28 protein-coding genes are annotated in these 26,657 nt (G+C 69.3%); 10 read left to right on the top strand and 18 right to left on the bottom strand.

From position 1 onward, the window contains the following. Positions 1-107: 107 nt before the first annotated feature. Entirely contained in the window at positions 108-830 is a 723-nt protein-coding gene (locus GGR89_RS09965) for a S8 family peptidase (RefSeq protein WP_125971961.1), read from the bottom strand. A 132-nt stretch (positions 831-962) separates the two neighbouring features. Between GGR89_RS09965 and ybaK the strand changes: the two genes are divergently transcribed. Then, the gene (gene ybaK / locus GGR89_RS09960) at positions 963-1,436 is read left to right on the top strand and encodes a Cys-tRNA(Pro) deacylase (protein ID WP_125971960.1); all 474 of its coding nucleotides are present in this window, start codon (positions 963-965) and stop codon (positions 1,434-1,436) included. 3 nt (positions 1,437-1,439) lie between these two features. Here ybaK and GGR89_RS09955 read toward each other — a convergent pair whose 3' ends face one another. From GGR89_RS09955 to GGR89_RS09940, 4 genes are all read right to left on the bottom strand, one after another. Next, a complete protein-coding gene (locus GGR89_RS09955) occupies positions 1,440-2,027 on the bottom strand; it encodes a hypothetical protein (RefSeq protein WP_245201626.1) in 588 nt (195 codons plus the stop codon). Between the two features lie 61 nt (positions 2,028-2,088). Then, positions 2,089-2,976: a type II secretion system minor pseudopilin gene (locus GGR89_RS09950; RefSeq protein ID WP_125971956.1), complete on the bottom strand. Its 888-nt coding sequence runs from the start codon at positions 2,974-2,976 to the stop codon at positions 2,089-2,091. After that, positions 2,973-3,527 carry a type II secretion system protein GspJ gene (locus GGR89_RS09945; RefSeq protein WP_125971954.1) on the bottom strand — a complete coding sequence of 185 codons (555 nt, stop codon included), beginning with the start codon at positions 3,525-3,527 and terminating at the stop codon, positions 2,973-2,975. Before GGR89_RS09945 ends, GGR89_RS09950 begins: the two co-directional genes overlap by 4 nt. After that, complete coding sequence (locus GGR89_RS09940; RefSeq protein WP_125971952.1) at positions 3,524-4,558, bottom strand: penicillin-binding protein activator; 1,035 nt, start codon at positions 4,556-4,558, stop codon at positions 3,524-3,526. The genes GGR89_RS09945 and GGR89_RS09940 overlap by 4 nt, the downstream gene beginning before the upstream one ends. A gap of 83 nt (positions 4,559-4,641) precedes the next feature. On the opposite strand from GGR89_RS09940, the gene gspN reads away from it, so the two are divergent. Continuing rightward, entirely contained in the window at positions 4,642-5,274 is a 633-nt protein-coding gene (gene gspN, locus GGR89_RS09935; protein WP_125971950.1) for a type II secretion system protein N, read from the top strand. 43 nt (positions 5,275-5,317) lie between these two features. Here the strand turns inward: gspN and GGR89_RS09930 are convergent, their stop codons facing one another. The 4 genes from GGR89_RS09930 to gspL all read right to left on the bottom strand — a co-directional run bounded on the left by GGR89_RS09930 (position 5,318) and on the right by gspL (position 9,796). After that, positions 5,318-6,544 carry a type II secretion system F family protein gene (locus tag GGR89_RS09930; protein ID WP_125971948.1) on the bottom strand — a complete coding sequence of 409 codons (1,227 nt, stop codon included), beginning with the start codon at positions 6,542-6,544 and terminating at the stop codon, positions 5,318-5,320. Between the two features lie 176 nt (positions 6,545-6,720). Further along, complete coding sequence (locus GGR89_RS09925; protein ID WP_125971946.1) at positions 6,721-8,187, bottom strand: GspE/PulE family protein; 1,467 nt, start codon at positions 8,185-8,187, stop codon at positions 6,721-6,723. Continuing rightward, complete coding sequence (gene gspM, locus GGR89_RS09920; protein WP_125971944.1) at positions 8,184-8,684, bottom strand: type II secretion system protein GspM; 501 nt, start codon at positions 8,682-8,684, stop codon at positions 8,184-8,186. The genes GGR89_RS09925 and gspM overlap by 4 nt, the downstream gene beginning before the upstream one ends. After that, entirely contained in the window at positions 8,681-9,796 is a 1,116-nt protein-coding gene (gspL, locus tag GGR89_RS09915; protein ID WP_125971942.1) for a type II secretion system protein GspL, read from the bottom strand. The genes gspM and gspL overlap by 4 nt, the downstream gene beginning before the upstream one ends. Before the next feature lie 45 nt (positions 9,797-9,841). Between gspL and gspG the strand changes: the two genes are divergently transcribed. From gspG to gspD, 5 genes are read left to right on the top strand one after another with little or no spacing between them, the layout of a single operon-like run. Continuing rightward, positions 9,842-10,312, top strand: a complete 471-nt coding sequence (gspG, locus tag GGR89_RS09910) for a type II secretion system major pseudopilin GspG (RefSeq protein WP_125971940.1) — start codon at positions 9,842-9,844, stop codon at positions 10,310-10,312. Beyond that, positions 10,312-10,815, top strand: a complete 504-nt coding sequence (locus GGR89_RS09905; protein ID WP_125971938.1) for a GspH/FimT family pseudopilin — start codon at positions 10,312-10,314, stop codon at positions 10,813-10,815. Before gspG ends, GGR89_RS09905 begins: the two co-directional genes overlap by 1 nt. Further along, positions 10,812-11,162: a type II secretion system minor pseudopilin GspI gene (gene gspI / locus GGR89_RS09900; protein WP_125971936.1), complete on the top strand. Its 351-nt coding sequence runs from the start codon at positions 10,812-10,814 to the stop codon at positions 11,160-11,162. Before GGR89_RS09905 ends, gspI begins: the two co-directional genes overlap by 4 nt. Continuing rightward, on the top strand, positions 11,159-11,953 hold the full coding sequence (locus GGR89_RS09895) for a type II secretion system protein N (protein WP_125971935.1): 795 nt from the start codon (positions 11,159-11,161) through the stop codon (positions 11,951-11,953). The genes gspI and GGR89_RS09895 overlap by 4 nt, the downstream gene beginning before the upstream one ends. A 15-nt stretch (positions 11,954-11,968) precedes the next feature. Further along, positions 11,969-14,056: a type II secretion system secretin GspD gene (gspD, locus tag GGR89_RS09890; protein ID WP_241217781.1), complete on the top strand. Its 2,088-nt coding sequence runs from the start codon at positions 11,969-11,971 to the stop codon at positions 14,054-14,056. On the opposite strand, the gene GGR89_RS09885 is transcribed toward gspD, so the two are convergent. Genes GGR89_RS09885 through GGR89_RS09875 form a run of 3 tightly spaced genes read right to left on the bottom strand, consistent with a single transcriptional unit; the run spans position 14,050 to position 15,484 of the window. Further along, on the bottom strand, positions 14,050-14,481 hold the full coding sequence (locus GGR89_RS09885; protein WP_125971933.1) for a hypothetical protein: 432 nt from the start codon (positions 14,479-14,481) through the stop codon (positions 14,050-14,052). The genes gspD and GGR89_RS09885 overlap by 7 nt on opposite strands. Continuing rightward, entirely contained in the window at positions 14,478-14,933 is a 456-nt protein-coding gene (locus GGR89_RS09880) for a hypothetical protein (protein ID WP_125971931.1), read from the bottom strand. The genes GGR89_RS09885 and GGR89_RS09880 overlap by 4 nt, the downstream gene beginning before the upstream one ends. Next, positions 14,930-15,484, bottom strand: a complete 555-nt coding sequence (locus tag GGR89_RS09875; RefSeq protein WP_125971929.1) for a hypothetical protein — start codon at positions 15,482-15,484, stop codon at positions 14,930-14,932. Before GGR89_RS09875 ends, GGR89_RS09880 begins: the two co-directional genes overlap by 4 nt. Before the next feature lie 160 nt (positions 15,485-15,644). On the opposite strand from GGR89_RS09875, the gene GGR89_RS09870 reads away from it, so the two are divergent. Then, positions 15,645-18,110, top strand: a complete 2,466-nt coding sequence (locus GGR89_RS09870) for a PhoX family protein (RefSeq protein WP_125971927.1) — start codon at positions 15,645-15,647, stop codon at positions 18,108-18,110. A 77-nt stretch (positions 18,111-18,187) separates the two neighbouring features. Here the strand turns inward: GGR89_RS09870 and GGR89_RS09865 are convergent, their stop codons facing one another. The 3 genes from GGR89_RS09865 to GGR89_RS09855 form a co-directional block, all read right to left on the bottom strand. After that, positions 18,188-18,556 carry a hypothetical protein gene (locus GGR89_RS09865; RefSeq protein WP_125971925.1) on the bottom strand — a complete coding sequence of 123 codons (369 nt, stop codon included), beginning with the start codon at positions 18,554-18,556 and terminating at the stop codon, positions 18,188-18,190. A gap of 109 nt (positions 18,557-18,665) precedes the next feature. Then, on the bottom strand, positions 18,666-19,919 hold the full coding sequence (locus GGR89_RS09860) for an amidohydrolase family protein (RefSeq protein ID WP_125972167.1): 1,254 nt from the start codon (positions 19,917-19,919) through the stop codon (positions 18,666-18,668). A 53-nt stretch (positions 19,920-19,972) separates the two neighbouring features. Continuing rightward, entirely contained in the window at positions 19,973-21,373 is a 1,401-nt protein-coding gene (locus tag GGR89_RS09855) for an amidohydrolase (RefSeq protein ID WP_125972165.1), read from the bottom strand. 263 nt (positions 21,374-21,636) lie between these two features. Between GGR89_RS09855 and GGR89_RS09850 the strand changes: the two genes are divergently transcribed. Next, complete coding sequence (locus tag GGR89_RS09850; RefSeq protein ID WP_125971923.1) at positions 21,637-24,303, top strand: PAS domain S-box protein; 2,667 nt, start codon at positions 21,637-21,639, stop codon at positions 24,301-24,303. Then, entirely contained in the window at positions 24,303-24,917 is a 615-nt protein-coding gene (locus GGR89_RS09845; protein WP_125971921.1) for a response regulator transcription factor, read from the top strand. Before GGR89_RS09850 ends, GGR89_RS09845 begins: the two co-directional genes overlap by 1 nt. A gap of 1 nt (position 24,918) precedes the next feature. On the opposite strand, the gene GGR89_RS09840 is transcribed toward GGR89_RS09845, so the two are convergent. From GGR89_RS09840 to GGR89_RS09830, 3 genes are all read right to left on the bottom strand, one after another. Further along, entirely contained in the window at positions 24,919-25,266 is a 348-nt protein-coding gene (locus GGR89_RS09840; RefSeq protein WP_241213244.1) for a hypothetical protein, read from the bottom strand. 120 nt (positions 25,267-25,386) lie between these two features. Beyond that, positions 25,387-25,668, bottom strand: coding sequence for a hypothetical protein (locus GGR89_RS09835; RefSeq protein ID WP_125971919.1), 282 nt, complete (start codon positions 25,666-25,668; stop codon positions 25,387-25,389). 596 nt (positions 25,669-26,264) lie between these two features. Continuing rightward, on the bottom strand, positions 26,265-26,651 hold the full coding sequence (locus GGR89_RS09830) for a flagellar biosynthesis regulator FlaF (RefSeq protein ID WP_125971917.1): 387 nt from the start codon (positions 26,649-26,651) through the stop codon (positions 26,265-26,267). Positions 26,652-26,657 lie beyond the last annotated feature (6 nt).

Below are 26,657 nucleotides of genomic sequence, written 5' to 3'. Positions count from 1 at the left end.
GACAGACATGGCGTATGTTTACGTTCCAGCCTCTCCTGGGCCGGAACCATACCCATTCCTCAAAGTTCCGCAATAACGGCTGTGTTTCAGAAAATTTCAGCGAGCAATCAGGCCGTGCGACGGCGGTGCGCGATCCGCCGCGCGGTCTCGATCGGCGCGGCGAAGGAGGTGCCGGTGCCGGTCACCGCCCGCCCGTCCGCGCGCGTGGTCGGCACGTCGACGCCGCGCTGCCAGACATAGAGATAGCCCTGCGCCTGCGGCTCGGGCCGGTTGGTGCCGGTCCAGGGCTGCCCCGCCGCATCGAGCGCGCCGACCAGCACCGCATTGGGAAAGCCCTGCCGCGCCATGGCGAGGTTGCCGGGGTGCGACAGGCCGTTGTTGCCGGCCGCCAGCACCACCACGATCCCGGCCGATGCAGCATCGTGCACCGCGGCGGTGATCGCGGGATCGTCGGCCAGTGCGAGCGAGATGTTGATGGCGTCCACCTTGAGCGCGATTGCCTTGCGGATCGCGCCGACGATCGGCGCGGCACTCGGCTGGCAGGGCGGATTGGCGCCCGGACGGCAGCCGGCTGGATCGTCGATCCGCAGCGACACGATCGCCACTTCCCCCGCCGCCGCGCGGCTGAGAATAGTGGCGACCATCGTTCCATGGTCGTAGCGCGGGCGGAACGCGGGGCGGTCGGCGCCCGCCATGTCATATTCGGCGATCAGCTTGCCATGGAGCTCGGGCGTCTCCGCCACGCCGCTGTCGATGATCGCGACGCGCGGCGCCGCTGCCGGCGAGCTTCCCGCAACCGCTGCGAACAATGCCATCCCCAGCAGGCCCATGCCCACCTCCGCCCATCTTGCCGAAACTTTCAGCAGGCTAGGCGGCAAGCGTTAACAAGGACTTCATCATGCCCCAGGGCTTGCACGTAGGTCGCGCGCATGCCACCGAGCCGAGGATCGGGGAGCAGAACCATGTCCAAGGCAACCCGCGCCACGCGGATGCTCGAAACGGCGAAGATCGCCTTCACCGTACACAGCTATGCCTATGACCCGGACGCCGATGCGATCGGGCTCCAGGCGGCCGAGGCGCTGGGCGAGCCGCCCGCGCGCGTGCTCAAGACGCTGATGGCCAAGGTCGACGGCAAGCCGGTGCTGGCAATCCTGCCTTCGGACCGGCAGGTGGCGATGAAGAAGCTGGCGGCGGCGGTCGGCGGCAAATCGGCGGAGATGATGAAGCCGGCGGACGCCGAACGCCTCTCCGGCTACAAGGTCGGCGGCATCAGCCCGTTCGGGCAGATGAAAGCGCTGCCCGCGGTGATCGAGGAAACCGCTATCAGCGAACCCTATGTCTTTATCAATGGCGGACAACGCGGATTGCAGGTGCGGCTCGCCCCGCAGGATGCGGCGAATTTACTCCGAGCAACGGTAACCGGGATCATCGCCTGACGGTCACAGCGGCTGCGCATGGCGTGCGGTGTCCTGCAGCAGCGCGACGACATGCTCGAGGAGCGCCGGCCGCCCCTTGGGGCCCTGCACTACGGTCGCATGGACATAGGCGTGGACCTTCGCCCGCAGCCGCGCCTCGGCACGCAGCCGCATCCAGTCGCTCGCCGGACCGCCCCGCCCCAGCCCGCCGGCGATCGGCAGCCCCGTCGCGGCGCCGCGCACGAGGCCGGTGAGCGCGGCGCCGCCCGCGGCCGCCCAGTCACCCAGCTCCTCCATCATGTCGCGCATCAGATTGGCGTCGACCGGCAGCGGCCGCCATTGCAGGTGGTGAAAGGCGATCGGCGCCAGCGCGCGATCCGCCTCCTCGATCACCCGTCGCGCCAGCGGATCGGCGACCTGGCGCACGACGGGGGCGATGCGGGTGGCGACGAAGCGGGTCTGCTCGATCAGCCCGTCGCGCCAATCGGCCTGGGAGAGATCGGCATCGAAGCTCTCGACCAGATCGGCCGCCGCCTGCTGCAGCACCGCGCGCGCCATCGCGACGTGCAGGTCGCGCCAGCGGCGGATCTCGCCGCGACCGAACCACCGCATCAGCACCATGGGAAACGCGCTCGCATCATCGCGGCGATCAGACCAGAAAAGCCGGGCAATCTCAACGCCCGGTGCCGAAGGCCGGCACGCCCGGCGGCACCGCGGCGTTACGCCAGCGCTCGACGGGCACCGTTTCCAGCTTGCCGTCCTTGGTCCGACGCCGCTGGATCAGCGTCGCTTCCTGCTGCGCGGTGCCGCCGATCGTCGCTCGGGTGCGCACCCAGAAGCTGCTCGACTTGAACGACGTACCCCAGGGCAGGGTCGCATGCTGGTCGTCGAGATCCTTGAGCGTCAGGAACCCCTGCCGCTTGCGCACCTGCAGCAGCCGGTCGGCGACCAGCGGATCCTTGAACAGCATCTGCATCAGTTCGGGTTCGGCGGCGTTAAGGTTGATCGTGGTGATGCCCGGCAGCGCGGTCACCACCTTCTCCAGCCGGTCGGCCACCTTGGGATCGAGACCGGCGAGCCGCAGCGGGCGCAGATCGGTCACCGGGCCCTGCAGGCGGACATATTGGATTGCCGCCACCACCTGTTCGGGCGGCATCTCGATCTCGTTGGCGATGTCCTGGAGCAGCACCACCGCGCCCGCCTCGCCGCTGCGCACCGAATTGATGTTGAAGCGCCCCTCGGCATCGCCGATCGCGAGGTCGAAGGTCCCCCCTTCGATCGGCGCAGCGGTCGCGGCGAGCTTGGCCCAGGGCTCGCGGGCATGATCGACATCGCCCGCCGTCTCGCCGTCGCGGCGCAGCGCGATGAGCGCCGACAGCTCGCCGCCGCGCACGATCGCCTGCGCCCGCGCCGCCTCGCGCATGCGCAGGCCCCGATCAAGCGCGAGTTCCTCGCGATCGATCATCAGCAGCACCAGGCCGCTGGCGATGGCGACGAACATCAGCACATTGACCAGGATCATGCCGCGCTCGTCGTCGCGGATTTCGCGCGGACGGCTCATTCCGGCTGCGGATCCTGCGCGCGCAGCGGCAAGGTCACCACCCGGTGGAGCGCAACGGGCGTGCCGCCCGGCCCCGCCGCCTGCACGTCGAGCGCGATGGCGCGCGGCCAGCGGGCCTTGGCCTCCTTGCTGTCGTCCACCGGCCAGCGATCGATCCAGGCGCCGTCCCAGAAGCGCCACCGCGCGGTGACCACGCCCGGCAGCAGCAGCTGCGGCGCGGGTGCGGCGCGGACCAGCGTGCCGCCCGCCACCGCATAGCGGACCGGGGTAGCCGTACCGCCGGTACCAGGGGCGCTGCGCACGAAGGAGAGCTGGTCGCCCCGCCCCTCGATCGGCCCGCTCGCCACCTGGTCGAGATCGCTGGTCAGCACGAACATCGTCCGCTGGAGCGCCGCGAGCCGATCCAGCCGCGCTTCGGTGCGGCCATTGACCCGCAGGATGCCGTCCACCAGCGCCAGCCCGGCCACCGCGATCAGTGCGAACAGCCCCAGCGAGATCATCAATTCGATCAGCGTGAAGCCGGACTCGCCGGCTTCGGGCTGCCCGGTCACGATCCCGAACTCACCGCCACGCTGGCATAGCCGTCGCGCGAGGCGACCACGATCGCGAAGTCGCGCGCCACCGATCCGTCGGTGCGGAAACGCACCGGCCCGGTGACGCCGTGGAAGCCCTTGGCGTCGACCAACCCGTTCATGTTGAGCGCATTGGCCTCGCGCAGCTTGTTGGCGACGCCGGCAGCGTCATAGGCAAGCGCGGTGATTGTGCCGGGGTCGCCGCCATTCTTGGCGGCAAAGGCCTGGGCAAAAGAGGAGAAGGCGGCAGGGTCCGGACAGGCCAGCCAGGCGCCGTCGAGCGCCTCCAGCGAGTCCGGCCGGTTGTCGAGGCCCTGCAGCGTGCCGAGCAACTGCACCCCGCTCCCCTTCAGCGCCCGCGCGGCGGCGAGCACGCCCTCCCCGCTTCCCGGCAGCAGCACCGCATCGGGCGTATCGCCGGCCTGGGGCAGCGGCTGGCCCGGCTTCACCTGCAGCACGCGCAGCGAAAGACCGATCTCGCCCTCCATCCGCCCGGCGGCGAGGCTGGCGGCGGCGCACCAGGGAGAGCCGTCGTCGATCATCACCACCGATCGCACGCCGCGCGTCCGCGCATAGCGGAGCACCGCGCTGGTCACCTGCGTGGCAGTGATGCCAAAGATCCACACGCCCGGCTGGCGCAGCACCGAATCGTTGCTGAAGGATATCACCGGCACGCGGTTCGCCACCGTGCTGCCGACGGCGGGGACTTCGGCGGCGGTGAGCGGCCCCAGGATCAGCGCGGGATGGCGGCGCAGCGCTTCGCCAGCGGCGCGCGCGGCGCCTTCCGCAGTGCCGCCGGTATCGAACGCCAGCACATAGTCCGCGTTTTCCGCGAGCAACGCGGCCTGCTGCATGCTACGGCCCAGCCCCGCTCGCGGTCCGTTGAGCGGGAGCAACAGGGCGATCGGACGCTTGTCCTTCTTTTCGCCCGCCCATGCGTTGGAGGATAGCGATGCCGCGGATAGGACGAGGCCCGAGGGCAACAGCCGCAGCAGGGACCGACGGTCCATTGCGAACTCCGGATTCAGCGAATGAGGCACGGCGGCGTCTTATCCTCTTCGCCGGGCTGGGCATAGGGGCCTATGCGCTCGCGATGCTGGCCACCGCGCCGGCGAGCCTGCTCGTCCGAAACGTGCCGTGGCGGAGCGGCGTGGCGGGGACGATCTGGAACGGCGAAGTCGGTGTCGCCGGGGGCAGCAAGCTCGAATGGCAGTTGGCGCCGCTCCGCTCGCTGACCAGCCTGGGGCTGGCGGCGGACTGGAAGGCGAGCGGGCCGGATACCGATCTCGGCGGGCGCGCGCTGGTGCATCTGGGCGGGCGGACGGTGCTCGATCATGTCAGCGGCGCGGCGGATGCCAGCCTGCTCCAGGCGATCCAGCCCGACCTGCCCTTTACCTGCAAGCTGGTGATGCAGGTGGAGATGGCGCGGATTGCGGTGCGTGGCGGCAGCCAGATGATGGATGGCAAGGTGACGACCGATCCCGGCAGCTGCCGCCCCAAGTCTGGCGGCGGATCGACCGCGGTGCCGGCGCTGCTGCTCACAGCGGAGCATGTCGGGCCGCGCACGACGATCCGGCTGACCCCCGCGACGCAGCGGCGGCAGCTGTTGCTCGACGCGGTGCTGGGCGAGGACGGGATGCTCGACCTCGGCATGAGCAAGGACGGCGCGGCGGCGCTTCCGTTCGTCGGCCTCCCCGGCGGGTCCAGGATTCAGGGCAAGATGTGATTTAGCCCTCTCCTGCAGGCGGGAGAGGGCTTTCAAGGGCGTTTTACACCCCCACCAGGTTGTTCAGGTTGATGATCGGCAGCAGGATCGCGAGTACCATCAGCAGCACCAGCCCGCCCATCACCAGCAGCACCAGCGGCTCGACCAGCGCGACCAGCGTGGCGACCAGCGCGTCCAGCTCGCGCTCCAACTCGCCCGAGGCGCGGCCGAGCGCGGGGGCGAGCTTGCCCGAGCTTTCGCCCGAGGCGACGATCGCGACCAGCATCGAGGGGAAGATCTCCGCCTCCTGCATCGCCGCGCGCAGACTGATCCCCTCGCGCACCCGCATCGCCACGCCCGTCGCCTTCTCGCGAACGAAATGGTTGGGCGTCACTGCGGCGGCGGCATGGAGCGCCTCGACCAGCGGCACCGCGCTCCCCACCAGCGTGGCGAGGCTACCGGCGAAGCGCGCAGCGTTCATCTGGCGGCTGAACCGGCGGAACGGGCGCCGCTCGGCGAAGAAGCGATGGACGCGCAGCCGGTTGGCCGGCACCCGCATCCACCGCCCGAACCCGACGATGCCGATCCCGATCGCGATCAGCAGATACAGCCCGAAGCCCTGCAGGAAGGCACTGATCGCGATCAGCGCCCGGGTGAGCAGCGGCAGGTCAGCCCCGCGCGAGACGAACACCTTGACGATATCCGGCACGACATAGACCATTAGCAGCACCATCATGCCGAACGACACCAGCGCCAGCAGCGCCGGGTAAAGCAGTGCCAACTGCAACTTCTGGCCGTTGGCCTGACGGTTCTCGACGAACTCGGCGAGGTGATTGAGCACGTCGATCAGGCGGCCGGAGGCTTCGCCCGCCGCCACCGAGGCGCGGTAGAATTCGGGGAAGGCCTTGGGGTGCTGCGCCAGCGCTGCGGCGAAGCTGCGTCCGTCGAGGATCGCGCCGCGCACGTCGAGCAGCAGCGAGCTTACCGCCGGCTGCTCGGACTGGCTGGCGACGAGCCGCAGCGCCTCCTCGATCGAGATGTCCGAGCCGACGAGCGTCGAAATCTGCCGGGTGACGGTGGCGAGCGCGCGGGCGCTCACCCCGCTCCGGCCGAAGCGCGGCAGGGTGATCGACCCGATCGACCGGCCGCGCTCGGCAGCGGGTTCGACCGAAAGCGGCAGCAGCGCCTGCTCGCGCAGCAGCGCGCGGGCGGCGGCGGGGCTGGAGGCCTCGATCACGCCGCGCTTGGCGGCGCCGGTGCGATCCGCCGCGCGATAGGCGAAAGCGGGCATCTAAAATCCTCCCCGGCACGGGGAGGGGGACCATTCGCGCCAGCGAATGGTGGAGGGCCCGCCGCGGCACGCGGCGGTATCCCACAGCTTCGACGCAGACCGCGCCTCGCGGCGCAGCCCCTCCACCATGCTTCGCATGGTCCCCCTCCCCGTTCTGGGGAGGATCTTTGGCACACTCACGCCTCGTCCCTCACGACGCGGGCGACTTCCTCCACCGTGGTCACCCCGGCCTTGAGCTTGGCGACGCCGTCATCGAGCAGGCTGGGGTTCTCCCCACGCGCATGGCGTTCGATCTCCGCCTCGCTGGCGCCGTCGTGGATCAGCTTCTGGAACGCGTCGTCGACCGCGACGACCTCGTACAACCCCGCCCGCCCGCGATAGCCTTCGTCATGGCACTGGTCGCACCCGACCGCGCGCCACACCGGCGCGCCTACCGGCAGCGCGCCGCCGAGCAGCACCGAATCCGCCGCGTTCGCCACATCCTCGCGCCGGCAGCTCGGGCACAGCCGCCGCACCAGCCGCTGCGCGCAAAGCCCGACGACCATGGGGGCCAGCAGATACCGCTCCACCCCCATGTCGATCAGCCGGGTCACCGACCCCACCGCGCTGTTGGTGTGGAGCGTCGACAGCACGAAATGCCCGGTCATCGCCGAGCGGACCGCCACCTGCGCGGTCTCCTGGTCGCGGATCTCGCCGACCATGATCACGTCGGGGTCCTGGCGCAGGATCGCGCGCAGGCCGCGGGCGAAGGTCATGTCGGTGCGCGGATTGACCTGGGTCTGCGCGACACCCGGCAGCTCATATTCGATCGGGTCCTCGACCGTCATCACGTTGCGCTTGCGGTCGTTGAGCCGGGTGAGCGCGGTGTACAACGTCGTCGTCTTGCCCGAGCCCGTAGGCCCGGTGACGAGCAGGATGCCGTGCGGCCGCTCGAGCAGCCGGCCGAACACCGCCTGGTCGCGCTCGCTCATGCCAAGGCCGGACAGGTCCAGCTTGAGCGAGCCCTTCTCGAGCAGACGCAGCACGACCCGCTCGCCATGCTGGGTCGGGATGGTGGAGACGCGCGCGTCGACATCGTGGCCGCCGATGCGCAGCGTCACGCGGCCGTCCTGCGGCACGCGCCGTTCGGCGATGTCGAGCTTGGCCATCACCTTGATGCGGCTGACCAAGAGCGGCGCCAGCGCACGCGGCGGCTCGATCATGTCGCGCAGCACGCCGTCGATGCGGAAGCGGACGACGAGGCGCTTTTCCTGCGTCTCGACATGCACGTCCGACGCACCTTCCTTCACCGCTTCCATCAGCAGCGCGTTGATCAGGCGGATCACCGGCGCGTCGTCGCGGGTGTCGAGCAGGTCGTCGACGCTCGCCGCGCTGTCGGCGAGCGCGGCCAGGTCCATGTCGCCCAGGTCGATATCCGCCGCGGCGCCCCCGGCCCCGCCATAGGCCTGGCCTAACGCGGTATCGAAGGCCGCGCCTTCCAGCTTCACGAAGCGCGCGCCGGGCGCCAGCCGCTGCACCTCGAGCAGCCCGTCGAGCGGCGCATCGGCGCGGTGGACGCATTCGATCCCCTGCGGCGTCTCGCGCAGCAGCACCCCGTGGCGGCGCGCGAAGCTGTACGGCAAGGTCGGCATTTCGAGGATCATTGGGCGAGCTCCACGGTGGCGGAGACATGGCCCGGCACACCAAGTCGCTGCAGGGTGACGCTGCGGATGCGCAAGTCACTGGTCGTTGTCACGTCCGCCAGCCAGTGGACGAGCGAGTCATAGCTCGCATCCGCCACGCTCGCGCGCACACCACCCGCGATCGGCGCGGTGGTCAGCGCGACGCCGAACGCACTGGCGGACTGGGTCGCGATCCCCTCGGGCGCACCGGTGCGGCGCTGCGGCTTGACCGCGCTGAGCGTCCCCGCCGCGCGAATGCGGGCATTGAGCGTCTCATAGGTACGGATATCGGCGAGTGCCGAGGCCCGCGCGCCCTGTATCGGCTTCACCACGCCGTAGACCAGCACGATCGCCGCGAGGAAGACGACGGCGCCGGCCAACATCGCCCGCTCGCGCGCGCTCCGCGCCTGCCACCAGCTGGCGGTGCGGGACAGGCCGGCGTCGAGGGTCGGCAGCTGGGTGCGGAGGAAATCGCTCATGCCGCGCTCGCCGTAATACGGATCGAGCCGTCTGGCGAGGCCGTCGCCTGTCCCTGGATCCGGCCGGCCCGCAGCGCCTCGGCGATCCGCGCGGCGAGATCGGGCGCGCCGGGGTCGCACTCCATCGTCAAGACGCTGCCTTCGTAGCGCACCGTGCGCACCGCGATGCTCCCGGCAAGCGGGTTGAGCGCGGAGGACACGCGCGCCAGTAGCGGCACGAAGCGATCGGGCGCACGCCCGCCGCCGGTCGGCAACAGGTCCGTGACCTTGGTCTTGAGATCGCCGGTCAGATCGGTGCCCGGCGCTGCCACGGAGACCAGCGCGCGGGTTTCCGCCGCCCTGCGATCCGCGATACTGCGCAGCATTAGCGCATCGCCGCCCGCGATCAGGATGTGTGCCGCCGCACCGATTCCGAGGATCCAGCCCAGCCGTCGCCAGCCATGGGACACCCGCTCGCGTCGTGCGGCGAACAGGCCCTGGCGCAGGTCGAGCTCGGCCATCGCGACCTCGGCCCGGGCCTCGTCGTCGCGCAAATCGGGGGTCGTGGCATGCGCCTCGACACCCCCGCCGAGCGGTTCGCCGAGATGGTGGATGCGCGGCCGCCCGGCTGCTTCCCAGGCCGAGCCGAGCAGCGCGGCCGGCAGCGCAAAGCCCGTCCCATCCGCCGCCAGCACCAGCGCCCGCCCGTCGCGCACCTCCACCGCCCAGCCCTCTACCGGGCGCGGCAGCAGCAGCACGTCGGGGACCATCGGCGCGGCGCCGAGGCCGTTCGCTTCCGCCAGCGCGACCCATTCCGCCATCGTCTCGGCGCGCACGACGCCGACCAGATAGCGATGGGGCGCCTCGGCCGGCGCGACCCGCGCGCCGAGTGCCAAGTGAAGCGATTCGATCGGCTCGGCGACCTGGTCCTCGATCGCGAAGGGCAGCGCCGCCAGTCGCCTAGCGCGATTCGGCAACGGCAGGTCGATGGCGAGCAGCCGTACCCGCTCGGTGGGCACGAGGATGGTTGCGGGTCCCTCGGCGGAGACTATGATCAGGCGGTCGCCCGCCAGCGTCCACACACCCCCGGCGTGCGGCGGCGGCAGGTCCGGCGCTCGGGCACCGTGTGTCACAGAAGCTTCATGGGTAGGACGCATGAGGCAGGGATGCGCATAAGTTTGAAACCATTTTGTGACATCGCATCGCAGCGCGCCCCGCGCAAGCTCCGCCAGATCGGCGAGCACGAAGCCGGGCTGACGCTGATCGAGATGCTCATCGTCCTCGTGATCATTGCCGTGGTCGCGGGCCTCATCACCGCCAACGTGATCAACCGCCCCGACGAGGCGCGGGTGACCACGACAAAGGGCAACATCTCCAGCATCGAAGGCGCGCTGAAGATGTACCGCCTCGACAATGGCGATTACCCCACCACCGAACAGGGCCTGAAGGCGCTGGTGGAAAAGCCCACCATCCCGCCGGTGCCGGCGAACTGGGCGCAGGGCGGCTATCTCTCGGCCGCGCCGCTCGACGCCTGGGGCAAGCCGTACGAATACAAGTCCGAGGGCGGCGGCTTCACGATCCGCTCGTTCGGCAAGGACGGCAAGCCCGGCGGCGAAGGCGTCGACGCCGACATCGAAGGCAAGGGCTGATGCTCCGCGGGGGGGCCGACAGCGCTGCGCGTCGCGCCTCCCAGGCGGGCATGACGCTGATCGAGATGCTGATCGTTCTCGCGATCATCGGGGTCGCCGCCGGTGCGGTGACGCTGGGGATCGGCGCCGCCAGCCGCAAGCCGAGCGTCGAATCGGAAGCTCGCCGCCTCGCCTCGCGGCTGCAGGCCGCTGCCGATGACGCTATGCTCGGCGATCGGCTGGTCGCCTTCACCGCGGAGAAACACGGCTATGGCTTTGCGACGATCGGTGCGAACGGCCGGATGGCGGCGCGTACCGAGGGTGCGCTTGCACCCCACACCCTTCCCGGCGGCATCACGCTGACGCTCGACACCCGCCCGCCGGTGGTGCTGGGGGTCGACGGATCGGGCAAGCCGATGGCCGCGTCGATCGACAATGGCAGCCAGCGCTGGCTGGTCCGCTATGACGGACTGACCGCCAGCGCCCTCCCCGCCCCGACGCCTACGCCTACGAAGCCCCGATGAACGACGCGCGCGGCTTTTCGCTGATCGAGGCGCTGGTGGCGCTGGCGGTGCTCGCCATCGCCACGATAGGACTGATGCGCACCGTGCAGACGCATATCGACTCGACTCGCGGGGTCGAGCGCCGCGCCGCCGCGATGTGGGTGGCCGAGAACCGGCTCGCCGAGTTGGAAGCCGGCATCGATGGCAAACCACAGGTGGAGATGCTGGGCGAGCGCTGGCGCATCGCGGTCGACAAGCGCAGCACCCAGGATCCGGAAATCGTCCGCGTTCGCATCAACGTGTTTCCGCTCGCCGAGAAGACGCCGCTTGCATCGCTCGACGGCTTCGTGGACGGACGCAAGGGATGACCCGCCTCGCTCTCACCCCGCGCCAGACCCGCACCGCGCTCGATCTGCTGACCGGGGCGATGGTCGTTTCGGTCGCGGTGGCGCTCGCCAGCCTCACCTGGCGGATCGCAGGCCATGCCGGCACCGGCGCGATCACCGTACCCTCGGGCCGCAGCGGCCCCGCCGTCGCACCGGACATGGCGCCCGCGATCGCGCTGGCGCCGTTCGGCAAGCCGATGGTGGTCGATGCCCCGCAGCCGACCTCGCTGCCGCTGGAACTGAAGGGCATCGTCGCGGCGATCCCGGCGGAACTCTCCACCGCCTTCATCGCGGTGAGCGGCGCGCCCGCCACCGGCTTCCGCGTCGGCCAGCAAATCGAAGGGGCGACGATCGCCGCGATCCAGCGCGACCGGGTGCTGTTCGACAATGGCGGCCGCCGCGAATTCCTCGCCTTCCCCGATCCCAGCCTCTCGCCCGAGCAGCGCCAGGCCGCCGCAGCGGCGCCCCCCGCAGGCGAGGCACCCCCGCCGGGTGCCGGCCCGGGCGTCCAGCCGCCGCCCGAACTGCCGGACAACAGCGCCGCCGCGCTGCAGAAGCTGGGCGCCACCCAGACCGCCGACGGCTTCCGCATCGGTGCCAACGGGCCGCCGGGGATGCAGCCGGGCGACGTGATCACCTCGGTCAACGGCACCCAGATGACCGATACCCAGGCGGCCAACGCCGCCTTCGCCGCCGCGCAGGCCGCCGGCTCGGCCCAGATCCAGATATTGCGCGACGGACGGCGGATCACGCTGACCGTCCCGCTGCGCTAGATGAGAGAAAACCGCGTGAAGATTCGCCCCGCCCTCGCCTGCCTCGCGCTCGCGCCGATGCTCCTGGATCCGGTGCTGGTCGCCGCCCAGACCGCCGCTGCGCCGCAGGACGCCGCCGACGTGGTGATCAACATGCGCGGGGTGGAGATCGCCGACGTCGCCGACCAGATCTCGCGGATCACCGGCCGCACGCTGATCCTCGACCCCGCCGTGAAGGGCGTGGTGACGGTCACCTCGTCGAGCCCGCTGACGCCGAACGGCGTGTGGGACCTGTTCCAGTCGGTACTGCGCGCCAATGGCTATGCGGCGGTGCGCTCGGGCCGCGCTTGGCGCGTCGTCCCCGCCGCCAACGCGGTGCGTGACGGCGGCCTGCCCGCCCGCGGGATCGCCGGGCAGGAACTGATGACGCGGATGGTGCGCCTCTCCAACGTGCCTTCGGCCGATGCCGCGCGCATCGCCCGGCCGCTGGTCGCGAGCTTCGGCAGCGTCGAGCCGCTGACCGCACCCAACGCCCTCGTCATCACCGACTATGCCGACAATGTCCGCCGGATCGAATCGATCATCCGCCAGCTCGACGGCGGCGGCGGCGCGACCTTCGCGGCGATCGCGCTCAAGAACGGCAGCGCGCCGGCGGTGGCGCAGGCGGTGCAGAACGTGCTGGGCGGCGACCAGGGCGGCGGCACCCGCGTCGCGGCCGACGAGCGCAGCAATACCGTGATCCTGCGCGGCACCCCTGCCTTGGTCACCGAAGGCCGCCGGATCGTCGCCTCGCTCGATCTGCCGGGCGGCTCGACGCCGATCACCCGCATGTTCCGGCTCAACTATGCCGATGCCGAGACGGTGACCGACGTGCTCCGCGGCGTGCTCGGCCTGGGCGACAGCACCGACAACCCGGTCGCCGACAGCCTGTCGAACAACCCCACCAATCCCTTTGCGCGGCTCTCCAGCCAGAGCGCGCTGTCGGGTGCGGCGACCGGCATGTCGAACGGCACGCCCGGATCCTCGGTTCCCACCGGCACCGGCGTGCAGGCGGCCACCGGCACCACCACGCCGATGATGCAGTCGACCAAGCCGCAGACGCCCAAGGGCTTCGCGACCCCCGACCTGACGGTGCAGCCCGCGCCCGAGCTCAACGCCATCGTCGTCCGCGGCGCACCGAGCGCGATCGCCTCGATCGAGCCGCTGGTCCGCGATCTCGACGTGCGTCGCCCGCAGGTGCTGATCGAAGCCGCCATCGCCGAGATCACCGGCGACGATGCCGAGCAGCTGGCAGTGCAGATCGGCACCAGCGGTGCGGTGCTCGACCGGGTGACCGGTGCCGGCACCTCTTTCGATTCCGGCGGCGCCTCGCTCGGCGCGATCCTCACGGCGCTGGGCGTGCCCGCGGGTTCGCTGCTCGGCACCGGCGCGAGCGGGCTGACTGGCAACTTCAAGATCGGCGACAATTTCTCGGTGCTGCTCCAGGCGCTCGGCACCTCCAGCCGCGCCAATCTGCTGTCGACGCCGCAGATCACCGTGCTGGACAATGTCGCAGGCGAGTTCATCGCTGGCCAGAACGTGCCGTTCGTCACCGGCTCGATCCTCACCAATTCGAGTGCGGCGACGCCCTACAACACGATCGAGCGCAAGGACGTGGGCATCACCCTGCGCGTGCTGCCGCGGATCAACGCCGGCGACACGATCCGCCTGCAGGTGAACCAGGAAGCCTCGTCGATCGCCAGCACCACGGTCTCGCGGGCGAGCGACCTGATCACCAACAAGCGCGCGATCAACACAACGGTGCTCGCCGACAACGGCTCAACGATCGTGCTCGGCGGCCTGACCAGCGACGATTACCAGGACGTGCGCCAGCAGGTGCCGGTGCTCGGCAACATCCCGCTGATCGGCGAACTGTTCAAGGGTCGCAAGGAACAGCACCAGAAGCGCACGCTGTTCATCTTCCTCAAGCCGACGATCCTGCGCGACGGCGCCGATGCGAGCGCGGCCGCCAAGGATCGCTACGCCCGCCTGCGCGCCGACGAGGCGGACAATGCGAGGCGCAACAGCCTGCTCCTTGCCCCGCCGCCCGCGCGGCTGAAGGTGGAGATAGACGGGATCTACTGAGCCATCGTCTCGGGGTCGGCGGCGGGCAGCGGGACGCGGGCGCGCTGCCCGCCCCGGCTGAACAGCGCCGCGTCGATCGACAGCGATTCCAGGCGCCAGCCATCGACGCTGTCGCCGATCGCAAGACTGCGGCTGGTGCCCTGCGCGGTGCGGACCAGCGCCACGGCATCGCTGCCGAGCCGGCCGACGATCCCGGTCAGCTGCGGCGCATCTGCGGGTAGCGTTTCGCTCTCGCCCCCAGGTGCGGTGAACAGCGGCCGGCCGAAGACATGGCCGAGCGGCGGTTCGTCGGGCGCGGACAATGGCGGCAGCGCATGCTGTGCCCGCACCGCTGGTGTCGCGCTTGGCCGAAGCAGCGCGACGGGCAGCGCCACCGCGGATAGCGCCGCCGCGGTCAAGGCGATGATTTGCGCGCGCGGGATCATCGTACCGCTCCGACCAGTGCGCCGCTGAGGCGCACCCCGCCGCCCTCCGCCGCTTCAACGCGCCAGGTGCGGAAGCGCAGCAGCGGCCGCTCGCGCTCGATCGCATCGGCGAACGCGAGCACCGCCTTTTCAGGGCCCGACACGCGGACCTCCATCATCACCAGCGGCGCCGGTGCGGTCGTCGGCGTGATCGCCTCGACCAGCACGCCGCCGCCATGCGCCAGCCGCTCGATCCGCGCGCGGATGGCGGCGGCGGCGCTGGCGCGGGGGAACGCCAGTTCGGGCTTGAGCACCGGCGCGTCGGAACGCGGCGCAGCCGCAGCGGCGGCCGCTGCCGCCCGTGCCGCCCGCGCCTTGGCCAGACGACCGAGCGCAGCCCCCGTCCAGGGGGCGAGCAGCGCCACGAGCAACAACCCGGTCAGCATGCCCAACAGGATCGGCCGTCGGCTCATGGCGCGACCTGCCGCAGCAGCACCATGGTACGCCCCTCGCCTTCCTGCTGCCGGACGTCGCGCAAGCCCGCCAGGGCAGGCACGCGGCGCACCGCGCTGCGCAGCGCGTCGGGATCGCTGACCGACACTTCCAGCGCCAGCGCACCGTCCACGCTCCGCTCCGCACGAACCAATGCCGCATCGGCAGGCAAGGCTGCCGCTACGCCGTCCAGCAGCGCGGCGGGGCCGGGGCGCATCATCGCGCCAGAGAGCGCCACATGCGCCGCCTCGCGCCGCGCTTCGGCGATCCGGCGCGGCGCGCGCAATGCCTCCATCCGCCGCGTCTCGCGCTCGACGGCACCGGCCAGCACCGTTGCGCCGAGCAGCGTCGCGAACGGGCCGGCCGCGATCAGCCCCGCCAGTACAGGCATCGCCCAGCGGCGACCGGGCACCTGCGGCACATCACGATCCGCCATCGCCAGCCCGCGACGCCGGTCGCGAACCCAGCCGCCCAAGCGGCTGGCGAGGCTCGGTGGCGGCGTAGGATCGCTATTGCCCACATCGGAGGTCATGCTGCTGCGCTTAGCTTCGGATGCCACCTTGGCAAGTGTCACATGCACGCCGCCATGGCGCCGCCGATCCGTCACACGAAGTGCATCACCGTTTCACACGCGGTCCCCATGGGCGGGCACGAACCGGGACTTGCACGCCCGGCCAACAGAGGGGACCCCAATGACCGACCTGATCGAGTCGCCGTTCGGCTATAGCGATGGCGATGTGGATACCAATCGCAGCGACGCCGTCACGCTCAACGAACTCGCCGACCAGCGCTATTCGCGCCGGACGCTGCTGCGCGGATCGAGCGCGATCGTGGCGGCGACGATGGGCGGTTCGCTGCTGGCGGCGTGCGACAGCAATGACAGCTTTCGCGCGGACGTGCCGCCCACCGTTACGGCGGGCGGTGCCGTCACGACCAGCGGCGGTCGGTTGGTTACCCTCACCGGCACCGCATATGACGACAAGGCTATCACGGCGGTCGCCTGGACGCAGACCGCGGGCCCGACCGTCACCCTGAGCAATGCGAATCAGGATATCGCGACCTTCCTCGTGCCTGCCGTCGCACAGCAGACCGTCCTGACCTTCCAGTTTGCGGCGACGGACAATAGCGGCCACACCTCCACTGCTACCACGACCGTCACCGTGAACCCGCCTGCGCTGGGCTTCACCGCCGTCGCCAAGAACAAGCTCGACGTCGTCACCGTGCCGACCGGCTATACCGTCAGCGTGATCAACCGCACCGGCGACCCGATCGCCGCGGGCGTGGCCGCCTACAAGAATGACGGGACCGACACCAATTTCGCCCAGCGCATCGGCGACCATGGCGATGCGCTCTACTGGTACGGCCTGAGCGCCACCGGCACCCGCGATCCCAACAGCTCGACTCGTGGCCTGCTCGTGCAGAACCACGAGAACATCAACGATCAGTATCTGCATGTCGCCGGTGCCACCACCGTCAACGGCGCACGCCCCGAATCGGAAGCGCAGAAGGAAATCGACTGCCACGGCGTTTCGGTGACCGAGCTGGTGGAAGGGGCGAACCGGGCCTGGACCGTCAAGCAGGACTCGACGTTCAACCGCCGCATCACGCCTGCCACCGCCATGGCGTTCAACGGCCCGGCCAAGGGTTCGGATCTGCTCAAGACCGCCTTTTCCCCCACCGGCGTGGCTGGTCGCGGCACGATCAACAACTGCGCCAACGGCACCACGCCCTGGGGCTCGGCGCTGACCTGCGAGGAGAACTGGGCCGGTTATTTCCGGCGCAGCGGCGACAATGCCAATCGCAGCGCCAAGGAACTGACCGCACTCAGCCGCTACGGCGTAACCAGCAGCACGGGCAGTTACGGCTGGTCGACGGTGGTCGCCGCCGACGCCGCCAACACCCTGTTCCGCCGCTGGGACGCGCGCGCCGGCACCGGCGCGGCCACCACCGACTTCCGCAACGAACCGAACCAGTTCGGCTGGGTCGTCGAGTTCGATCCCTATTCTCCGACGTCCACGCCGCGCAAGCGGACCGCGCTCGGCCGCATGGGGCATGAGGGGTGCTGGCCCGGCGCATTCGTCGTCGGCAAGAAGCCGGCTTGGTACATGGGCGACGATTCCCGGCGCGAATATATGTACAAGTTCGTGTCGGCGACGGCCTGGGTGGCTGCCGATGCGGACGCCACGGACAGGCTCGCGATCGGCGACAAGTATCTGGACAGCGGCACGCTGTATGTCGCCAAGTTCAACGCGGACGGTTCCGGCACCTGGCTGCCCCTCGTCTTCGGCCAGAACGGGCTCGACGGCAGCAACGCGGCCTATCCGTTCGCCGACCAGGCCGACATTCTGGTCAACACCCGCCTTGCCGCGGACAAGCTGGGCGCGACGCCGATGGACCGCCCGGAATGGACTGCCAGCAATCCGGTGACCGGCGAGATCTACCTCACCCTCACCAACAACAACGCCGCCGGCCGGCCGCTGAACGGTACCGACGCCGCCAATCCGCGCCATTACAACGACCCGAAGGGCAGCACGGCGCAGTTCGGCAACCCGAACGGCCACATCATCCGCATCAAGGAAGCGGATACCGAAGCCACCAGCTTCACCTGGGACATCTATGCCTTCGGTGCCGGCGCCGACCTCGACAAGACCAACATCAACCTCTCGTCGCTTGACGCCAGCAACGACTTCTCCAGCCCCGATGGCCTGGTGTTCGCCCGTGCGACCCATGCCGGCGGTCAGGTGAAGCCGATGATGTGGCTGCAGACCGACGACGGCGCCTATACCGACGTGACCAACTGCATGATGCTCGCCGCCCAGCCTGGCACGGTGGGCGACGGCGGCGCGCGCACGATCACCAACACCGGCTCGGGCGGCGCGACCGCGACGCAGGCGACCCGCATCGGCGCCGCGCCGGGCGCCAATCTGCGCCGCTTCCTGGTCGGCCCGATCGAGTGCGAGATCACCGGGGTGGACTCGACGCCCGATGGCCGCACGCTGTTCGTCGGCATTCAGCATCCGGGCGAAGGCGGCACCCCCGCCGCCCCGACCAGCCACTGGCCGGACAGCCAGGCCGGCGGCGCCGTGGCGGCAACCATCCGCCCGCGCTCGGCGGTGGTGGTGATCACCAAGAACGACGGCGGCGTCGTCGGCCTCTGAGGGCGGAAGCCGCCGAAAAGGAAAAGGGGAGGCTTCGAGGCCTCCCCTTTTTTTGTTCGGCTAAGAACGTCGCGTCGTCACCGGTCGGTGCGGCTGACGATCTTGGCGGTGCCGTCGGGCGTGATGGTGACCATGTGCGCGACGCCGCCGCTGCAATTGGCCCGCCACATCGGGTTGCCGTCTTGGTCGTCCAGGCGCTGCGAGCTTTCGACATGGTCGCACTTCAGCCCGGCATCCATGATCGCGCGGATGAACACGACGTTGCGCTGCGCGTCGTTCATCGCGATCACCTCGGCCGCGACATTGTTGCCGACCGCACCATTCTCGACCACCGCATTCGCCTCGGCGGCATTGTCCGCCGCAGCGTTGCCGGTCGCCTCGCCGCCCTGCTGGCATGCCGCCAGCGCCAGCGCCGCGAGGATGGGCAGAAGGATATGCTTTCTCATTGTTCGATACTCCTGATCGCCCGGCGCGCGCATCCCGCTGCGCCGGGCCCGTTCCACCTGACCGCCAAAGTTTCCGCGATCGTGAAGGTTCCGTATTGAACGCATCTGATCAGCGTTGATACGCCTTGGGCAGCGCGCCTTCCTCGGGCTTCCAGTAGCGATCGCGCAGCCGGGTCTGGCGGGTGGTGAGCGGCTGCTCGATCCCGTCGACATACAGCTTCACCGGCATGCTGCCGATTTCCAGCGGATCGCCGTCCCACACCACCACGTCACCGACTCGACCGGCCTTGAGCGAGCCGTACGCCTCGCCCATCCCCATCGCCTCGGCGGGCTTGGAGCTGATCGCCGCGAAGGCAGCGTCCCAGCTCAGCCCGGTCGCGCCGGGCACGCGGGTGAGCGCCACCAGGTTGCCGGCGAACTGCTTCTCCAGCCGCGCCTGGCGCGCCTCGTCGTCGTTGATCGTGCCGACGCCGACCAGCACGCCCGCCGCCTGCATCCGGCCGATGTTCGACTGGGTGGCGGCCAGTTGCTCGAAGCTTGCGGGCAGATCGTTGAGCGCGTTGGCGAGCACCGGCACGCCGGCCGCAGCGATCTCCTTCGCCACCGTCCAGCCCTCGGTCGCGCCGACCAGCACCAGCTTCAGCCCCGGCGTCTCGCGCTTGAGCTGGAGCAGCACAAGGATGTCCGACGCACGCTCGACATGCACGAGCAGCGGCACCTTGCCCTGCACGACGGCGGCGAGCGCCTCGGCATCGGCGCGGGTGAGCAGCGCGTCCTTGCCGCGATCGGCGAAGCTCGTCGGATTGCGGGCATAGTCGCGTGCCTCCAGCATCGCGTTGCGGAGCATCGCGATCGCCGCCGGGCGGCTGCCGCCGGCGACGCGACCGCCGCTCTCGCCATATTCCATGAACTGGAAGGCGCGCGGACGGGCGACCGCGTGGAGGTCGCTGCGCGTGTCGATCACCGCGCCCTGGCCGGCGAAGATCGAGCCCTTGCTGACGTCCGGCGCGACCACGGCGCGGGTGACGCCGTCGGCGCGGTTGATCGAGATCGGGGTCGCGCGCGGGTTGACCGCCGGCGATACGTCGAGCGCGGCGTTGAACGGCGAGCTGCCCGCCGCCGCATCGTTGGTCACGCCGACCCCGTCGACCTCGACAATGCCCATCCGGGTGAAGCCGGCGAAGATGCCCGGCGTCACATAGCGCCCGGCGGCATCGACCACCGTCACGCCGGCGGGCACCGCCACGCCGCGGCCCGCCGCGACGACCTTGCCGCCGCGCACCACCACCGTGCCGCCCTCGACGGGGGCCGAACCGTCGCCGATCACCAGCTTGGCGTTGGTGATCGCCACGTCCTGCGCCATCGCAGGTGCCGCGAGCGCCACACAGGCCGCCGCGGCGAGAAATAGGGTCTTGCTCACTTCACATCCCCCTCGCCCGGCTGGCCGAGCTCGAAATCGGAAACCGGACGGCGCTTGGGATCCTTGGCGTCGTAGAGCAGCGCCCCGTCGACCCACACCATTTCCGGCCGGGTATAGACGCTGAACGGATTGCCGTTCCACAGCACCACGTCCGCCATCTTGCCGGCCTTCAGGCTGCCCGTCTTGTCGGCGATGCCCAGCGCGATCGCCGGGTTGATCGCAAGCCACTTCCACGCCGTCGCCTCGGACACGTCGAAGCCGCCGCGGATTGCCGAGGCGCGCGCCTTGGCGACTTCCTGGTTCAGCCGCTGGATGCCGTTGGCGTCGTCCGAATGGATCATGCCGCAGGCGCCTTCCTTCTCGAGGATGGCAAGGTTCTCCGGCACCGCGTCGTAGGATTCCATCTTGAAGCCGTACCAGTCGGCCCAGACCGCGGCGCAGGTATTGTTGGCCTTCAGCAGATCGGCGATCTTATAGGCTTCCACCGCATGGTGGAACGCCGAGACATGGTAGCCGAACTCCTTGGCCATATCCATGACGTTGGCCATTTCGTCGGCGCGATAGCAGTGGTTCTGGACGCGGATCTCGCCTTCTAGGACGCCGCGCAGCGTGTCCATCGCGATGTCCCGGCCCGGCGCCTCGCCGCCGTCCTTCTCGTACTTGTCCCATTTGCGCTTGTACTCGACCGCCTTGGCCCAGGTCTGGCGATCGACGGCGATGTTGCCCATCCGGGTGGAGGGCTCGCGGCCGCGGCTACCATAGACGCGCTTGGGGTTCTCGCCGCACGCCATCTTGAGGCCATAGGGCGCGCCCGGGAACTTCATGCCCTGCATGGTGCGGGCATAGACGTTCTTGAGCACCACCGAACGGCCGCCGAACAGGTTGGCCGAGCCCGGCAGGATCTGCAGCGTCGTCACGCCGCCATTGGCCAGCGCCCGGCTGAAGCCCGGATCCTGCGGCCAGACGCTGTGCTCGGCCCAGACGTCCGCGGTGACCGGCGAGGTCGCCTCGTTGCCGTCGGACAGCGCATCCACGCCCGGCGAGGGATAGTCGCCGAGATGGCTGTGGATGTCGATCACGCCGGGGGTGACGTACTTGCCCTGCCCATCGATCACCGTCACGCCGGCATCGGCCGTGAGGGTCTGGCCCACCGCGACGATCTTGCCGTCGCGGAACAGCACCGCGCCCTTGTCGATCCGGCCGCCCTCGCCGTCGAGGATGGTGACGTTGGTCAGCAGCGTCGGCACGCCGGGATAGGGCCGATAGGTGGAGGGATAGGGATCGTGATTATACCCCTTGCCCGGCCCCGGCCCCTTTTGCGCGGGGGTGGAGGAGGCGCTGGCGGGCTTGCCGCCGCTTCCCCCACAGGCGGTTAGGGCGACGCAGGCGGCCGCCATGGCGAAGCTTCGGATCAAGCGTGACTCCCTGATGTTCTTGTGATGGTCCCCATCCAATTGATTGCCCTGCCCATGGCTTTTGGCAAGCACCTGCTGGAAACACTTCCGGGAATCGACGGAATTCCGTGCATCTCCCTATGGCTTTTCGTGGAAAATTAACCGATGCTGAGCACATCGTGGCCTCGGCTTCGACCTGTGCAGGGGCAGGTGGTTTGCACGTTGGAAGAATAGATAGAACCGTGGCGCGCCGAAGCGCCCCGTCCATGAACGTCACCACGGCCATTGTTCTGGCCGGCATCGCGTTATTGTGTGGTCTCGCCACGCTGGCGGGCTGGGCGCTCGACATCCCGATCCTCCACCGCTTCCTGCCCCGCGCCTATCCGATGTGGCCGGTGGCAGCGATCGGCTACATCTTCGTCGCGCTGGGCGTGCTGTCCGATCATACGCGCCGTCCGAGCTTCGCCATTGCCGCCTACCTTGCGGCGATGGCGGTGGGGGTGATCGGTACCCTGCAACCCGTTCTGGAGCCGTGGATCGACCTGGGACAGCTGGTCTACGCCGACCGCGTCCTCGCACTCGGGCTGCAGCATGCCGGGCGACCGGGCGTGAACGCCATCGTCTTCCTGCTGATGCTGCCGATCGCGGCCTTCGCCTCGCGCAGCAAATGGCGACTGCTGCGCGAGGTCGCCCCGCTGGTGGCGATCGCGCCGCTGGCGCTCGCGCTGGCATCGGCGACCGGCATGATGCTGTCCGACAATCCCGCGTCGGTGAACCTGAGCCTTCGGGCCTCGGTGCCGGGCACGATCATGGCGCTGTCGCTGACCGCCGCCATCCTGCTCGGGCACTGGCGCGTGGATGCGCAGCGATCCAGCCGGATCGAACGCTCCGACCCGGTCGCGATCAAGACGGTGGTAGCCGGCGCGATCCTGCTGCCCGCCCTGCCCGCCACGATCGAGCTGCTGCTGGAGCGGGGTGCCCATGGCGAGCCGATCACCAGCCACCTGGTGCTGGGCGTGTTCAACATCCTCGCAATCGGCCTGATCGCCTATTGGGCAGTCAATCGCGTCGGCCGGGAGCAGATCGCCCGCGCCGAGCTGAGCCTCGCGCTCGACGGTGCGACGGTGGTGATGACCGACGCGCGTGGCCGGATCATCCACTGGTCGCTCGGCTGCCAGCAGCTCTATGGCTGGACCGAGGCGGAGGCGCTGGGCGAGAATCTCTACATGCTGCTCCGCGCGCAATGCCCCAACTGGAACAGCAGCTATGCCCTGCCCGACGCGGACGGGGCGCAGGAACTGATCGAGCAACGCAAGGACGGCAGCCAGCTGCACGTGATCGAACGGCTGCTGCGCTCCGCCACGCCCACCCGCGGGGCGATCGTCGTCCACAGCATCCTCGACATTTCCGAGCGCGTCTCGGCGCTGCGCGCGCTGCGGGCGAGCGAGGAGCGGCTCGCCCAGGCGACCGCCGCGCACGAGCTCGGCATCTTCGACTGGGATGTGGGCGGCGATCACATCAACTGGTCGCCCGGCACCGAACAGCGGCTGGGATTGCCGCTGGGCTCGCTCTCCAGCTTCGAATCCTGGAAGCAACTGATCGAGCCGAGCGACCTGGAGAGCCTGCGCGCGACCGTGGTCGAAGCCGTTGCCGAACGCGCCGAGCGCTTCTCCTTCCGCTATCGCCTGACCGGCTGCAAAGGCACCGAACGCACGCTGGAGGGCTCGGCACGCTGCTTCTACAACGCCGCCGGGGACCTGATCCGCGTGGTCGGCGCGGCGCTCGACATCACCGAGCGCGACGAACACGAAGCGGCACTGCGCCGGCGCGAGGCACAGCTGCGGACGGTGCTGGAAACCGTGCCGGACGCGATGATCGTGCTCTCCGGTGACGGATCGATCCTGCAGTTCAGCGCCGCCGCCGAGGAGCTTTGGGGCTATCGCGCCTCGGAAGTCGTCGGCCGCGACTTCACCATGCTGATCCCCGCCGACGAGGTGGAGACCGATCAGGAAGTGCTGCACCGCTTCGTCCAGACCGGCGAAGGCCTGGTCGGCGAAGTGCTCGTCGGCACCGCGCAGACCGCCGACGGGCGCCGCTTCCCGGCCGAGATGCGCGCCGGCGCCGCGCGCAGCGACGGCCATCTGCTGATCACGGTCTTTGTCCGCGACCTCACCGAGCGCGTCGCCACCGAGCAGCGGCTGAGCGAGCTCAACAACGAGATCGCGCATGTCTCCCGCCAGAGCGCGATGAGCGAGATGGCCGCCGACCTCGCGCACGAGCTCAACCAGCCGCTGAGCGCCACCGCCAACTTCCTCGCCGCCGCGCGCATGCTGATCGAACGCGGCGAAGGCGGGCCCCGCGTCACCGATCTGCTGCGCATGGGGTCGGAACAGACCCAGCGCGCCGGCGAGATCATCCGCCGCCTGCGCGCCTTCGTCGCCCGTGGCGAAGTGGAGATGCGGGTGGAATCGGTCGAGCGCACGGTGCGCGACGCGGTCGAGCTGGTGCTGGTCGGCACCGGCCACTTCAACCTGCGGGTGAGCTTCCATCTCGATCCCACCGCGCGCTTCATTCTGGCCGACCGCATCCAGGTACAGCAAGTTCTCGTTAACCTGTTGCGCAATGCCGTGCAGGCATTAAAGCTTGTCGAGCCCGATGATCGACAGATCACGATCACGTCCGAGAAGCTGCCCGACCAGATGATAGCGATCACAGTGACGGATAGCGGACCCGGCCTCCCCGAACATGTCTTGGAAACACTGTTTTCACGGTTCAGCACGACAAAGGGAGGTGCAGGCGGAATGGGGATTGGACTTTCGATCAGCAAACGCATTATCGAAGGCCATGGGGGGATGCTGAGTGCGGAAAATGCGCCGGGGGGTGGCGCGTCGTTCCGCTTTACGCTTCCCGGTATCGAAGAAGGTGAAGAATAATGACCCGAACGATCTACATCGTCGACGACGACGATGCCGTACGCGCTTCGCTGCACAGCCTGCTCTCGGTCCGTCCGGACCTGATCGTGCGCGGCTATCGCTCGGGCGATGCGTTTCTGGAGCAGGAGGCCGAGCTCGATGCGGGCGTGGTGCTGCTCGATTTTCACATGCCGGGCTCGAGCGGGCTCGACGTGCTGCTCAAGCTGGATCGCTCGCCCAAGTTCGTGCCGATCGTGCTCACCGGCCAGGGCAATGTCGGCCTGGCGGTGCAGGCGATGAAGGCCGGCGCGCTCGACTTCATCGAAAAGCCCTATGAGGCCGAATTCCTGCTCAAGGTGATCGACCAGGCCTTTTCCAAGCTGGAAGAGGATGGCGAGGCCGCCGCGCGGACGGCGACTGCGGAGAGCAAAATCGCGAAACTATCGCCGCGTGAGACCGACGTGCTCAAGGGGCTGATCGAAGGCCGATCGAACAAGATCATCGCCTATGAGCTCGACATCAGCCCGCGCACGGTGGAGATCTACCGCGCCAATCTGATGGAGAAGCTGGAAGTCCGCAGCCTGTCCGAAGCGCTGCGAATCGCCTTTGCCGCGGGGCTGTTCCCCAAGGGATGACTTAATGCACCGCGCCGCCGTCGCGCAGCAGCGCAGCGATGGCGGTGGCGGGCTCCTCGGCGGTGACATGGTGGAGATGCGGTGCCGTGACCGCTTCGTCGCCGCCCAGGATGATCAGCCGATGCCACAGGGGATCGGCCGCCAGCGCCGCGAGCCCACCGGGATGGTCCTCGGTAGCCGCGGCATCGGCGACCAGCACCGGCGCAGCACCGCCCAGCCGGGCGATCCGTCCCGCATCCACCTGCTCCATGCTCACCACATCGATACCGGAAAGCGCCAGTCGCGCGGCGAGCAGGCTGCGCAGGCTGGCCTCCCGGACCATCAGGATCACCAGCACGTTGAGCACCATTGCCGTCAACCTTTGTTACGCGTTTGTTTCCGACCATATTCCGGATCGTCGCAGATGGCCACAGGTATCGCTTTGGTCCGATCGTACGGCGTTCGAACCTTGAACACCAGGTCAGCATACTCATAGCGCGCGGCGTACGCGCACTTCGACGTTGGTGCAGACATCGCGACCCACGGCGGTGATGGTGAAGAGGTCGGTCCCGGTGGCTGGCCAGAACCCATACGCGGGGCCCACCGAGCCGGGCCGGTTGCAGCGCTTGGCGCCAATATGGAGACACAATAACATCAGATTCGCGAGACCGATCGGCTCGAACAGCGATGCGGGATTGTTATCGGCCCGGCGGCCATCGTTGAGCGAGTCGAACCAGCCATCGGCAGCACCGCCGCCGCGGTCATGGTCCAAAAGACGGTCATGCCCGCCATTCCTTTCGTCGCGATCGTCTGCCCGCCTTCGATATGGACGACCCCGACGCGAAACGGCAGGCGGCTGGCGGCTGGCGGCTGCCCGACGCATGCGGAGACCGACGGTCATCAGCCGCGGATCGCGGGTCTGGTAACCGGGGCGACCTTGCCCACCCGAAGCGGTGGGCATAACCACCCGCGCTAAGCGTGAGGCCGCTATCGCCCAGACTGCCGTCGGCGCCGTAGAACGCCGTGCCCTGTGGACGTGATCGCAAGTGACCGCATTACCGCAGATTTGGTCGCCCGCGTCGGAACGCGTGTCAATGGTATGCGTCCAAAACAGGACCATTCATCCCTGGCCCTCGTGCGATACGCGACGCGGCCGCCACGACAGGGGGCCGAAAAGGGTGGCTGCGGCGGCCAGCAGCACGGTGCAGCGCGCCGGCAAGGCGATCAGCTCGCCGCGTCGGGCTGCGACGCCGTGCACGCGCTGCCGCGCATTTCCGAATGGGCGATGGGCATCGCCAGCCCCCGCCAGATACGAAAAAGCCCCGGAGATCATCCCGGGGCTTTTCTGGTCCCTGCTGCGACGACGGCTCAGGCGGCGGCGGCGGTCGCCTGCGGCACCGGCGCGCGATCCTGGAAGCCCAGGCCTTCCATGATCGTGCGGTTCACCTGGATCAGCTCTATGATCGACTCGCGCCCGGCGACCACGTCGCTGGTAAAGCGGTCGACCCACAGGCCGAGCGAGATGATCTTCGCGCGCAGCTCCACCGGCAGGGTGTTCCCGCGGGCGCCGCAGTCGGTCATGAACGCGGTCCACATCTCGCGGTTGCGGTACAGCGACGGCATCAGCAGCGCGCCCTTCAGACCGGCCTCGTGCGCCGTCAGCATTTCCCCCGTGATCTCGCGCATCAGCCGCAGTTCCGCAGCACGCGGCGTCTCGGCCCGGCTCCGGGCAGCCTGATAAGCATTGATCGTCATTGTCGC

Origin of the sequence: Sphingomonas trueperi (assembly GCF_011927635.1) — a bacterium.
Lineage (GTDB): Bacteria > Pseudomonadota > Alphaproteobacteria > Sphingomonadales > Sphingomonadaceae > Sphingomonas > Sphingomonas trueperi.
This window is presented reverse-complemented; position numbering and strand designations above follow the sequence as displayed.